Origin of the sequence: Aeromicrobium sp., assembly GCF_037719875.1 — a bacterium.
Classification (GTDB): Bacteria; Actinomycetota; Actinomycetes; order Propionibacteriales; family Nocardioidaceae; genus Aeromicrobium.
Window position 1 is genome coordinate 66,449 of record NZ_JBBJMJ010000015.1, and the last position, 12,284, is coordinate 78,732.

12 protein-coding genes are annotated in these 12,284 nt (G+C 67.3%); 4 read left to right on the plus strand and 8 right to left on the minus strand.

What is annotated here, in order from left to right:
* Positions 1 to 6: 6 nt before the first annotated feature.
* Genes WKF39_RS13365 through WKF39_RS13380 form a run of 4 tightly spaced genes read right to left on the minus strand, consistent with a single transcriptional unit; the run spans position 7 to position 2,996 of the window.
* A complete protein-coding gene (locus WKF39_RS13365; protein ID WP_340389209.1) occupies positions 7 to 831 on the minus strand; it encodes a PHP domain-containing protein in 825 nt (274 codons plus the stop codon).
* A 9-nt stretch (positions 832 to 840) separates the two neighbouring features.
* Positions 841 to 1,431 carry a histidine phosphatase family protein gene (locus WKF39_RS13370; RefSeq protein ID WP_340389211.1) on the minus strand — a complete coding sequence of 197 codons (591 nt, stop codon included), beginning with the start codon at positions 1,429 to 1,431 and terminating at the stop codon, positions 841 to 843.
* Complete coding sequence (locus WKF39_RS13375) at positions 1,418 to 2,461, minus strand: MaoC family dehydratase (RefSeq protein ID WP_340389213.1); 1,044 nt, start codon at positions 2,459 to 2,461, stop codon at positions 1,418 to 1,420. Before WKF39_RS13375 ends, WKF39_RS13370 begins: the two co-directional genes overlap by 14 nt.
* A 37-nt stretch (positions 2,462 to 2,498) precedes the next feature.
* A complete protein-coding gene (locus WKF39_RS13380; RefSeq protein ID WP_340389215.1) occupies positions 2,499 to 2,996 on the minus strand; it encodes a general stress protein in 498 nt (165 codons plus the stop codon).
* A 130-nt stretch (positions 2,997 to 3,126) separates the two neighbouring features.
* Between WKF39_RS13380 and WKF39_RS13385 the strand changes: the two genes are divergently transcribed.
* Positions 3,127 to 4,404 carry a glycerophosphodiester phosphodiesterase family protein gene (locus tag WKF39_RS13385; protein WP_340389217.1) on the plus strand — a complete coding sequence of 426 codons (1,278 nt, stop codon included), beginning with the start codon at positions 3,127 to 3,129 and terminating at the stop codon, positions 4,402 to 4,404.
* Between the two features lie 3 nt (positions 4,405 to 4,407).
* On the opposite strand, the gene WKF39_RS13390 is transcribed toward WKF39_RS13385, so the two are convergent.
* The 3 genes from WKF39_RS13390 to WKF39_RS13400 form a co-directional block, all read right to left on the minus strand.
* On the minus strand, positions 4,408 to 5,598 hold the full coding sequence (locus WKF39_RS13390) for an acyl-CoA dehydrogenase family protein (RefSeq protein WP_340389219.1): 1,191 nt from the start codon (positions 5,596 to 5,598) through the stop codon (positions 4,408 to 4,410).
* Positions 5,599 to 5,694: 96 nt separating this feature from the next.
* Positions 5,695 to 6,567: a DMT family transporter gene (locus tag WKF39_RS13395; protein ID WP_340389221.1), complete on the minus strand. Its 873-nt coding sequence runs from the start codon at positions 6,565 to 6,567 to the stop codon at positions 5,695 to 5,697.
* Between the two features lie 91 nt (positions 6,568 to 6,658).
* Positions 6,659 to 8,035, minus strand: coding sequence for a wax ester/triacylglycerol synthase family O-acyltransferase (locus WKF39_RS13400; protein WP_340389223.1), 1,377 nt, complete (start codon positions 8,033 to 8,035; stop codon positions 6,659 to 6,661).
* 132 nt (positions 8,036 to 8,167) lie between these two features.
* Between WKF39_RS13400 and WKF39_RS13405 the strand changes: the two genes are divergently transcribed.
* The 3 genes from WKF39_RS13405 to WKF39_RS13415 are packed head-to-tail and all read left to right on the plus strand — an operon-like array spanning position 8,168 to position 12,090.
* Entirely contained in the window at positions 8,168 to 9,217 is a 1,050-nt protein-coding gene (locus tag WKF39_RS13405) for an alpha/beta hydrolase fold domain-containing protein (protein ID WP_340389225.1), read from the plus strand.
* A 5-nt stretch (positions 9,218 to 9,222) separates the two neighbouring features.
* The gene (locus tag WKF39_RS13410; protein ID WP_340389227.1) at positions 9,223 to 9,660 is read left to right on the plus strand and encodes a hypothetical protein; all 438 of its coding nucleotides are present in this window, start codon (positions 9,223 to 9,225) and stop codon (positions 9,658 to 9,660) included.
* A gap of 60 nt (positions 9,661 to 9,720) precedes the next feature.
* A complete protein-coding gene (locus WKF39_RS13415; RefSeq protein WP_340389229.1) occupies positions 9,721 to 12,090 on the plus strand; it encodes an FdhF/YdeP family oxidoreductase in 2,370 nt (789 codons plus the stop codon).
* Here the strand turns inward: WKF39_RS13415 and WKF39_RS13420 are convergent.
* The coding region (locus WKF39_RS13420) for a hypothetical protein (protein WP_340389231.1) at positions 12,087 to 12,284 on the minus strand (198 nt) is incomplete at its 5' end. The genes WKF39_RS13415 and WKF39_RS13420 overlap by 4 nt on opposite strands.

The following is a 12,284-nucleotide window of genomic DNA, read 5'->3' on the forward strand; positions in this document are numbered from 1 at the left end:
AAAGCCTCAGAGGTCGAAGAGCCGGCGATACTGCTCGGGGTCGGTCGTGTTGCCGCCCAGCGGGAAACCGATCTTGCCGGTCCCGTGGTGGTCGCTGGATCCGGTCGGGACCAGCCCGAGCTCTCGCGCGATCTGGCCCAGCTCGGCCCGGTCCTGGGTGCTGTGATCGAAATGGTCGACCTCCAGACCGTCGAGACCGGCGTCGGCGAGCGCGCCGATCCGGTCAGGGGTCAGGACCCGGTGGCTGCCCCGTGACCACAGGTGCGCCAGCACAGTTTTGCCGCCTGCGGCCTTGACGAGGCCGATCGCGGTCGGCAGGTCCACGGCATAACGGTCGACATAGGCCGGCTTGCCCGGCGTGAGGAAGCGCTCGAACGCCTCGTCACGATTCTTGACCACTCCGAGGTCGACAAGCGCATCGGCGACGTGCGGGCGACCCATCGCCGCAGCGTTGGCCGAGCGCGCCCTCACATCGTCGGCCACGATGTCGATGCCGAGACTGCGCAGGCGCTCGAGGGTGGCTGGCAGCCGCGAGTTGCGACCGTCGATGATCTTGCGCAGCTCGGTCACGAGCGGCTCGTGCTGGGGATCGAACGCGTAGCCCAGCAGGTGGATGCTCTTGCCGTCGAGCTTGGTCGAGATCTCGATGCCGCGCACCAAGGTGATGCCGATCCGATCGGCGGCCCAGCCAGCCTCCTGCCAGCCCTCCGTGGAGTCGTGGTCCGTGATGGCGACGACGTCGAGGCCGGCGGCCTTGGCACTCTGGATCAGTTCTGCCGGGCTGTCGGTGCCGTCGGACCGGTTCGAGTGGGTGTGGAGGTCGATCTTCACGTCGTCAGGCTAACTGCTCGGAGCAACGTTCCAGTGGCGCACGACCTGGGTGCCGCGGTCGACGCCCAATATCGAGATCGTCGAGGTGTCCAGCGTGAACAGACGCCCCTCGGACACATCGAGTCCCATCCAGCGGGCGGCAAGCGCCCTCAGGGAGTGCCCGTGGGCGAACACCAAGGTCTTGCCGTCGACGGCCCGCGCCCGGGCGACGACCCGATCGAGCCGCTCCGTCACCTGCTGCGCGGTCTCACCCCCTGGGCTGCCGTGCGTCCAGACCGACCAACCCGGGACGGTCTCGCGGATCTCAGGCGTGGTGAGCCCCTCGTAGTCGCCGTATGCCCACTCGGCGAGGTCTTCATCGAGCTCGGCATGGGCGAAGCCGGCCAGCTCGGCGGTGTGCACTGCGCGTCGTCGCGGGCTCGTCAGCACCTGCACGAAGTCGACGTCGGACAGTGGGCCGACCAACGTACGGGCTGCGGCCTCTCCCACCTCGGTCAGCGGAAGGTCTGTGGTCGAGGTGTGCCGGCCGTTGGCGCTCCACTCGGTCTGGCCGTGGCGGACCAGCCAGAGCTGGTCCTCGACCTCGTCAGCGCGGGACAAGGGCCCAGCAATCGAGATCGAGCAGCACACCGGGGGCATACCTGCCGTCGTCGCCGCGCAAGGTCATGGACTCGTCGCGGCCCTTGGTCGCCACCAGACGCAGGCGGATCGCGCCGACGCCCGACCCCTCCCACGCGGCGGGTGCCGCCTTGTCGAGGACCTCCGACCAGGCGTAGACCGTGTCGCCGGCCAGCGCCGGCGCCGTGTGCGCACCGGCATTGATCGCCGCGATCAGCTGGGCATTGGCCAGCCCGTTGAACGAGAGGGCCCGCGCGAGCGAGATGACGTGCCCGCCGTAGACCAACCGGGTCCCGTCCGGGCGGGCCTCGGTGCTGAAGTGCACCTTGGCGGTGTTCTGCCAGAGCCTCGTCGCCAGCATGTGCTCGGGGTCGGTGAGCGTCACCCCGTCGACATGGTCGATCTTTTCCCCGACCTCATAGTCGTCCCAGCGGTGCGGCTCACCTGCGGCGGCGAAGTCGTAGGCGTTGAAGTCGAGGCCAGCCGGCACGACCAGATCGTCCGCGTCCACGAACGGCGCAAGCTGAGGCACGACCGGCTCGGGTGCGGGTGCATCCGCGTCGCGCTTGCGCACCATGACCCACCGGGCCCAGTCCAGCACGATCTCGCCGCGCTGGTTGGTGGCAGTCGAGCGCACGTAGACGACCCCTGTCTTGCCATTGGAGTTCTGCTTGAGTCCGATGACCTCGGACTGCGTCGAGATCGTGTCCCCCGTGACGACCGGGCGGTGGAAGCGGCACTCGGCATAACCGAGGTTGGCCACCGCGTTGAGCGAGACGTCAGGCACGGTCTTGCCGAACGCGATGTGGAACGCGACGAGCTCCTCGACCGGTGCCGGGCTGAGACCCACCGACGCTGCGAACTCCACCGACGAGGGCACCGCGAACCTGGTCGGGTAGAGCGCACCGTAGGCCGCCCGGTCGCCCTCCGTGACGGTGCGAGGAGTCGCGTGCCGGAGCACTTGACCCACCTTGAAGTCCTCGAAGAAGTTCCCCGGGTTGGTCTTGGTCATGCGTGGTGCGTCCTTTGGATCAGAGGTCGACGGTGGATCAGAGGTCGACGGGGCGACCGGGGATCGTCGCGAGCAGCGCCTGCCCGGCGGCGAGGTGCTTGTGCTCGACCAGGACCTCGTACTTGGTGGCGACGACCTTCTGGACCGAGCTGAAGTCGCGCTGGCCGCGGGTCGCGCCATAGCCGAACGCTGCCGAGATCACGCCGAAGAGCACGCCGAAGAGCAGACCGCCCAGGATCGTCGCAAGGACGGACGAGCCGTCGGCGAAGATGCTGAGCAGCAGGCCGATGAACAGGCCGAACCACGCGCCCGACGCAGCGCCGGCCATGAGCACACGGCTCCAGGTCAGACGTCCCGTCACCCGCTCGACCTGCTTGAGCTCGGTGCCGACGATCAGCACCTCCTTCACGGGGAACTCGTTGTCCGAGAGGAAGTCCACAGCCTTCTGCGCCCCCGCGTAGTCGTCATAGACGCCGAGTGACTGGGGGTACTGGAGCTGGAAGAGTCCGGAGTTCGCAGGAGGCATGGTCCCCATGCTAAAGGTTCGCCGGGCACGCGCGGCCACCACTGGCCCCGGATGCATGTGACGAATGGGTCGCATGGGACGCGGTGTGCTGTCATCCTGATCCGATGGCCCCGGTCAGAGGGCCCGAGAGGATGCGCAGATGATCAGCAGGACGGCACGACTCATCACAGGCGGAGCGGGCGTCGCGTCCCTTTGCCTGGCCGCTCTGACCGTCCCCCCTACCTCCGGCGCGACGGTCACGCTGAACCCGAGTCCAGACGACATGATCATCCAGGCCCACCGCGGTGGTCCTGACCTGGGTGCACCCGAGAACTCGATCGCCCTGTTCCAGAAGGCCATCGCCTCCGGGGTCGTGGACCGGATAGAGACCGACGTGCGTTCGACGCGTGACAACGTCCTCGTGATCATCCATGACGCCAAGCTTCCCGCCAGCTGCACCACGTCGACCGGCCTGTCCGTGGCAGGCAAGCTCGTGCGCAGGATGCTCTGGGCCGACCTCGCCAAGGTTCGTTGCTCGGGCGAGCCGATCCCCCGGCTGAACGACGCCCTGACGGTCGTTCGGGGCACCGACGTCAGCTTGAACCTGGAGCTCAAGCTCGACTCGGACTTGACCTCGACGCAGAAGAGCGACGTCGCGAAACGAGTCGTCACCGCGATCCTCGCCGCCGGGCTCGACAGCCAGGTGAGCCTCTCGTCGTACTACTGGCGAAGCTATGCCGGGGCGGTCAAGAAGTACGGCCAGGGCATCGCGATGGCGGCGATGGAGTTCCCCTCGCACACGACATCGACCGACAACGTGTACTCGACAATCCGCTACGCGAAGAGTGTCGGCGTCGATCGTTTCGCGATGAACGCCCTCCACGCCAACGAGCGGCTGACGGACTTCATGAACGACTACGGCCTGATGCGCCTGGGCACCCAGGACCGTACGAGCGCGCAGCACACCCGCTATGCACTCGCCCGCGGCTCCTGGACCTTCACGAGTGACGACCCCGTCAGGCTGCGCATCGCAGTCGACAAGCTGCTCGCCGGGCTCGAGGACGACCCGCTCCGGCGGACCCTCATCTCGACGCCGACCTCCCCCCGATCCGTGATGACCAAGAAGGCGATGGCAGCTGGGTCCAAGTCGTTCCCCCAGGTGATCGGCGCCACGGGCCTGCTGCCGAGCAAGGCGCTGACACAGCTCGACGGGGTCGCCTTCAAGGTCACCGTGACGGGCAGGGGAACGGGCAACCTCGAGCTCGCTCCCTCCGGCAGCCGCCCCGGCATCGACGGCGTACGGATTGCGCTCCCCCGTGGCACCCAGACCTACACGATGCATGCGTCCCCGGGTGACGGCGGCAGGATCCGCGTGATGACGACGGCCGCAGCGACCGTCACCGTGAAGACGACGGGCTACCGCACCGTGACCTACTGAGCCCTAAAGCTTGTAGTCCTTGAGCAGGCTCCGGCCGATGATCATCTTCTGGATGTCGGAGGTGCCTTCACCGATGAGCATGAACGCGGCCTCGCGATAGAGGCGCTCGATCTCGTACTCCTTGCTGTAGCCGTAGCCACCGTGGATGCGGAACGAGTCCTGCACGACCTCGTTGCAATACTCCGAAGCGAGCATCTTGGCCATGCCGGCCTCGACGTCGTTGCGCTCGCCGGAGTCCTTGGTGCGGGCCGCGCGGACGACCATCGAGTGAGCGGCCTCGACCTTGGTCGCCATCTCGGCGAGCCGGAACAAGATCGCCTGGTGCTGCGCGATGGGCTTGCCGAACGTCTCGCGCTGCTGGGCATAGGCGATGCCGAGCTCGAACGCACGGTTGGCGATGCCAACAGCGCGGGCGCCGACGTTGACGCGACCCACCTCGACGCCGTCCATCATCTGGTAGAAGCCCTGACCGGGCTTGCCGCCGAGGACCTGATCGGCCGAGATCTGGTGCTTCTCGAGGATCATCTCGGTGGTGTCGATGCCCTTGTAGCCCATCTTCTCGAGCTTGCCGGGGATCGTGACGCCCTGCGCGGTCTCGCCGAAGCCGGGCTCCTTCTCCACCAGGAACGCCGTCATGTTCTTGTAGACCGAGTCGTCACCTTCATCGGTCTTGACCAGGACGGCCACGAGGTTGGACGACCCACCGTTGGTTAGCCACATCTTCTGGCCGGTGATCTCATAGCCGTCGTCGGTCTTGGTGGCCTTGGTCTTGATCGCCGCGACATCGGACCCCAGGGCGGGCTCGGACATCGAGAACGCACCGCGGACCTCGCCGGTGGCCATCTTCGGCAGATACTTCTGCTTCTGCTCGTCGGTGCCGTGCTGGCGGATGAGGTAGGCGAGGATGAAGTGCGTGTTGATGACGCCCGAGACGCTCATCCAGCCGCGGGCGATCTCCTCGACGACCAGCGCGTACGTCAACAGCGACTCGCCGAGTCCGCCGTACTCCTCGGGGATCATCAGACCGAAGATGCCCAGGTCCTTGAGTCCCTCGACGATGTCGGTGGGGTACTCATCCTTGTGCTCGAGCTCAGTGGCGACCGGGATGATCTCCTTCTCGACGAACTGACGAACCGTCTTCAGGATCTCTTCCTGGATCTCGGTCAGACCTTCGGTGCGGACAAGACGACCCATCTCGGGGCTCCTCAACATTGCTGGCGGTGACCTGCTGACTCTACCGACAGGTAACTCGTACGTCGTGTGGGGCAGGAGGTGACCTTGGTTACGGAGTCACTCGGCGAGCACCTCGGTGGGTGGCGGACGGCCCAGCACGACGACCACGAGGCCGGCAAGGATCAGGGCGAGCCCGAGATAGACCCCGAGCGGAGGGGTCTGGTCGAGGAAGATGCCGGCCAGCAGGGCGGCGCCTGGCACCTCGAGCAGCAGCAGGAGCGAGATCAGACCCGGACTCATGACCGCCAGCAGGTGGTTGAGCACGGAGTGCCCGAGCAGTTGTGCGCAGATCGTCACCGTCACGATCGCGAGCCAGGTACGTCCGGTGAAGCCGACCATCTCGACCTGCGCGACGAGGCACGCCGTGGCCAGGGCTGCGGCGCAGATGCCGTAGCAGGCGAAGGTGTAGGACGTGGTCGAGACCCGCTCCCGCACGCGGCTCCCCGCCATCAGGTAGAGCGCCGCGGTGAGCCCACCGACCAGGGCCAGCAGGTCCCCGGTCAGGGCACGCGCGGACAACGAGAAGTCGACCCCGGTGATGACCAGGACACCGACCACGGCCAGCGACATGCCCCCGACCACCGACCGTGGCGTGGCCTCGCCACGCAGCCGGTCGATCACGACGACGAACACGACCTGCATGCTGACCATCGCGGTCGCCGCGGCCACCGATGTCATGTTGAGCGCCGTGATCCAGGTGCCGAAGTGCAGCGCGAGCATGAGCCCGGCAAACACCGTGGCCCGCCACTCGGGCCGCCCGAGCGCGCCCAGTTCCTGCCGGGCCGACCCGGCCGCGAAAGGCACGATCGCGATCGTGCCCAGCGCATTGCGCCAAAAGCCGATCGCCAGTGCCGGAGCGGAGGCTGCGGCCATGAGAGGCCCAGACGCCGAGACGCCAAGGATCGCGACCAGCGCAAGGAAGGCGTTCACCCCGACAGTCTGCCGCCCCCCGCTGGGAGTGACGCTTTTGAGGCGACACGCGTGTCGAAACCTCCAAAGCGTCACTCCCAGCGCTGGCGACCTACCCCCAGGCCTTTTCGAGCTCGGCCAGTGCGGACTCCAGGTGCGTCAACAGCCGCTGCAGGTGGGGCACACTGCGCCGACAGCCGATCAGGCCGAAGTCGAGGAATCCTTCCCGGCTGGTCAGCGTGATGTTGAGCGCCTGGCCGTCCGCGACGATCGAGACCGGATACATCCCGTCGAGCCGTGCTCCGTTGAAATACATCTGGTTGCGGGGGCCCGGGACATTCGAGACCACGACGTTGAACGGCGGGTTGATGTACTTGACGTATCCCGGGATCGGCGCCATCGCCAGCGGCAGCATCTGGACGGCCGAGAAGGCGAGGATCTGGGTCGGCGTCAGGTCGCGGAGGATCTTCTTGGCCTGCCGCGACGAATAGGCAATCTCCTCCAGCCGGGTCGCTCCTGCTTCGCGGTTCGTCGCAAGGTTGACGACGATCGCGCCGGTGGCGTTACCGGTCGAGGCGTCCTTGCCGGCCGATTCGGCGCGCAGGGCCAGCGAGACAGGCACCATGGCCGTCATCGGCTCGTCCGGCAGGGCGTGCTGCTCGAGGAGATAATCCCGCAGGGCGCCGGAGACCATCGCCAGGACGACGTCGTTGAGCGTCGTCGCAGATGACTTCGCGACCCTCTGGATCCGCTCGATCTCCCACGACTGGGCCGCGAATCGCCGCGCGCCGCCGACCGTGCCGTTGAGGATCGTCTTGGGCGCGCGCGGCAGCGTGATGTCGCCGTCGCGAATCACCTGGTTGGCGATCTTGAGCCCGGCCGGGAGAAGTCCCGCGATCTCGCCGGCCGTGCCGACCCCCGAACGTACGACTCCCATGGGGGCGAACCCCTTGCCACCGCCGGCGGGCTTTCGCGGCGACAACGCCCAGGGCGGCAGGCAGTCGCGAGCATCCGGATCCTCACTGAGCGACCGAGTCATGAGTCGGAGAGCCGAGACACCGTCGACCATCGCGTGATGGACCTTGGTGTAGACCGCGATCCGCCCGTCCTTGAGTCCCTCGACGATGTGCACCTCCCACAGCGGACGGTGTCGGTCGAGCAGGGATCCGTGCCACCGCGAGGTCAGCTGCAGGAGCTCACGGATGCGCCCCGGCTGTGGCACGGCCGAGTGACGGACGTGGTAGTCGTAGTCGATCGTGTCGTCGGTCTTCCACCACGTGTTGCCCAACGACCCGACCGGCTCAGCCGGACGGCGCCGGAACAGCGGTGCGATGTTGTCGGTCTGGCGGAAGGCCTCGAGCAGCTCACGGGCATACTCGGGCCCGGATCCCTCAGGCGGGACGAACAGCTGCAGCCCACCCACATGCATCGGGTGCTCGCGGGACTCCGCCAACAGGAACATCGAGTCCGTGAGGGGCATGAACGACATCGGCAATCCTTAAGGCGGGAAGGGCGTACTGGCAGTACGCTAACGACCACATGTGGCGCAAGTCACTGTATGTGAAATATTCATGAATGCATCTCTGCTGAACGCGGCAGAGATGTAAGGAGGGAATCCCTGATGGCAGCGCATCTGACTCTGGCCGCCCAACCGCAGTTCTTCCGCGGCGCGAGCATCCAGTCCCGCCTCCTCGGCCTCGGTCTGCGACATACCGTACGCCCCGCGCTCGGGATGTGGGCCCGACTTCCCTTCGAGATCTTTCCCCCGAATGTGATCGAGCATGCGGCCAAGCTCCTGCCGGTGCACGAGGGCACGATGTGGAGGACCGTCGACCTGCCCAGCTGCAACAGCGAGTGGCTCCAGGCCAAGGGCGTCTCGGACATCACCGGCGGCAACGACCGGGCGATCCTGTACTTCCACGGTGGCGCATTCCTGACCTGCGGGCTCAACACGCACCGCCGCCTCGTCTCTCGCATCTCGTATGCCTCCGAGCAGCCCGTGCTCAACGTCGGCTATCGCCAGATGCCCTACGAGCCGATCACCGAGTCCGTCGCCGACGGTGTCGAAGGATTCCGCTGGCTCCTCGACCAGGGTTACTCCCCCGAGAGCATCACGATCGCCGGCGACTCCGCCGGTGGCTACCTGGCGTTCAGCGTGGCGCGAGCGGTCATCGACAAGGGCTGGGGCCAGCCGGCCGGAGTCGTTGCGATCTCTCCTCTGCTCGACTTCGATCCCACGGGCAAGCAGAACCACCGCAACGCCAATCGGTGCCAGACGTTTCCCATGAACGCCGTCGCCAAGCTCACGGATGTCTCGCTGCGCATGGACACCCGACGGGGCATCTCCGGGCACCGGGTCGACCCGGTCAACATGCCGCTGGCCGACATGCCGCCCGCGATGATCCACATCGGGTCTCGCGAGGTGCTCATGGCTGACGCCGAGCTGATGGCCAACCGCCTCGTCTCCGCGGGCGTCCCGTGCGACCTGCAGGTGTGGGACCGGCAGGTGCACGTGTTCCAGGCCGCCGCGGCGTGGGTGCCCGAGGCGCGGGCCGCGATCCACGAGATCGGCACGTTTGTCCGCGGTCTGGCCGAGCGCGAGGCCACCGGCACCGTCCCGGTCAGCGTGTCGGCGCCAGTCCAGGCAGCCGATGCGGCGGCCGTACTCTGAGCGGTGTGACCACCGTCGACCTCATCGCCGAGCTCGCCAAGAAGTCCGGCCTGGTGTGGATCTCGTATGCCCAGGAGTCCCGACCGGTCTGGCACGAGTGGGTGGGCGACGCCGTGTGCGTCGTCTCAGGGGGCGCCGAGCAGCCCCTGCCGGGCATCGCCGACCACCAGCTCGTCACTCTCAGCCTGCGCAGCAAGTCCAACCGTGCGCTCGTGGCGCAGGCAGAGGCCCGGGTCGAGGTCGTCACCCCCGATTCCGAGCACTGGGATCCCATCACGTCTGCGCTGAAGTCCGGGCGGCTCAACCTTGCCGACGGGGACCATGCGATCGACCGCTGGGCTCGCGAGTCACTCGTCGTACGCCTCATCCCCACCGGCGAAGTGACGCTGCCCGACCAGATCGCCAGCGCACTCGGGCACACCTCCCCGCGTCTGGTCCTCTGAAGCGCGCAACGTGCGGGTCGCGGGCCACCGAGTGACAATGAACCCCTGAGGGGACGTGACATGAGCAAACGGGACACCGCGAATGACGACGAGCTGGACGTCAACAAGCCCAAGCAGACCGCCGCCGGAGTGACGGGCGTACGCGTGTCGTTGCAGCGCGCGGTCTCGCATATGGGCCTGCGCAACACCGCCAAGACCCTGCGCAAGCTCAACCAGGCCGACGGCTTCGACTGTATGAGCTGCGCCTGGCCGGATCCCGATCCGGAGAACCGGCACACTGCGGAGTTCTGCGAGAACGGCGCGAAGGCCGTGGCGGAGGAGGCGACCAAGGAGCGCGCGACGCCGGCGTTCTTCGCCCGGCACAGCCTCGCCGAGCTGTCGGCTCACGACGAGTACTGGCTAGGCCAGCAGGGTCGCATCACGCATCCCATGATCAAGCGGCCCGGCGGCACGCACTACGAGGAGATCGGTTGGGAGGAGGCACTGCGCCTGGTCGCCGATCAGCTGAATGCACTCGGCAGCCCCGACGAGGCAGTGTTCTACACCTCTGGCCGCACCTCCAACGAGGCCGCGTTCCTGTATCAGCTGTTCATCCGCGCCTACGGCACCAACAACCTCCCCGACTGCTCCAACATGTGCCACGAGTCGAGCGGCACGGCGCTGACCGAGTCGATCGGCATCGGCAAGGGCAGCGTCAGCCTGCGCGACTTCTACGACGCCGACTGCATCGTCATCGCCGGTCAGAATCCGGGCACCAACCACCCCCGCATGCTGTCGGCCCTGGAGATCGCCAAGCGGCGGGGTGCCAAGATCATCTCGATCAACCCGCTTCGCGAGGCAGGGCTCGTCAACTTCCGCAATCCGCAGTCACCCCGCGGCGTGGTCGGCAAGGGCACCGACATCGCCGACCTCCACCTGCCGATCAGGATCAACGGCGATCTCGCCCTGTTCCAGGCGATCGGCTCGTTGCTGCTGGAGTGGGACGCCATCGACCATGAGTTCGTCGAGCGCCACACGGGCGGGTTCGACGAGTGGGCCGCGCACGTGCGGTCCGTCGACTGGGATGTCGTCGCAACGGCCACAGGACTGAGCCGCGCCCAGATCACCGAAGCCGCCGAGATGATCCGCGGGTCCGGCGCGACGATCTATTGCTGGGCCATGGGGTTGACCCAGCACCGCAATGCCGTCGCGACGATCCGGGAGATCGCCAACCTCGCCCTGGCCCGCGGTGACATCGGCAAGCGCGGCGCTGGTCTTTGTCCCGTACGCGGACACTCCAACGTGCAGGGCGATCGGACGATGGGCATCTGGGAGCGCGTGCCGGAGCGCTTCCTCGACTCGCTGCAGGCAGAGTTCGGCTTCGACCCGCCGCGGAAGCACGGCCTCGACACGGTCGATGCGATCCGGGCCCTGCGTGACGGCAAGGCATCGTTCTTCATGGGGATGGGCGGCAACTTCGTGCAGGCCGCCCCCGACACCGACATCACCGCCAAGGCCCTCCGGAGCGCCACCATGACGGTCCAGGTGTCGACCAAGCTCAACCGGTCCCACCTCGAGTGCGGGGAGACCGCCCTGATCCTCCCGACCATGGGCCGGACTGAGAAGAATGTCTCGCGGGCCGGAGAGCAGTTCGTCACGGTCGAGGACTCGATGTCCGCGGTCCACGCCTCACGCGGCGTCCTCGCCCCGGTCAGCTCGTACGTACGCTCCGAGGTCGCGATCGTCGCCGGGCTCGCGGCGGCGACCCTCGGCGACCGCAGCAGCATCGACTGGGCCCCGATGGCCGAGGACTTCGACATCATCCGCGGCCACATCTCGCGGGTCGTCGCGGGCTGCGAGTCATACCAGCACAATGTCGACCGGCCCGGCGGGTTCGTCCTGCCCCATCCCCCTCGTGACTCCCGCACGTTCGAGACGGTGTCGGGCAAGGCCGAGCTCGTGGCGTCCCCGATCGAGCTGCTGCACGTGCCGGACGGTCACCTCGTGCTGCAGACCTTGCGGAGCCACGATCAGTTCAACACCACGATCTACGGGATGAGCGACCGCTACCGGGGCATCGAGGACGGCCGGAGGGTCGTGTTCGTCCATCCGGACGACATCACTGCGCTGGGCTTCTCCGACGGCGATCTCGTCGACCTGGTGTCCTATTGGGCCGACGACGAGGTCACGCGTGTTGCCACCCGGTTCCGCATCGTCTCCTATGACACCCCGCGAGGCTCAGCGGCGGCCTACTATCCCGAGACCAACCCCCTCGTACCGCTCGACTCGACCGCGACGGGGAGCAACCAACCGACCTCCAAATCGGTCATGGTCAGGCTCGAGTCCCACTCGTCGTCCGGCGGGACGGGCGCCGATCAAGGCGCCGCGCAGGACTCCGTCGGGGCCGACGACGACCACAAGTCGAGTCGCCAGCCCAAGCACTTGTCCTAACTGGTCGAAGCCTGACCGGCCGCGGCGAGCGCAGCCACCCCTTGCTCGATCGCGTCGCGCTCCGCACCCGGCGGCAGGAGGCCGTCCTCATCGAGGAGTGCGCGGGGCACCGGGATGTCGACGCAGGCCGAGTCGATGACTAGGTGTTCTGTCCTGCCAGGTTGGGAACGAGGTCGGCTGGTGATGCGCCTTTG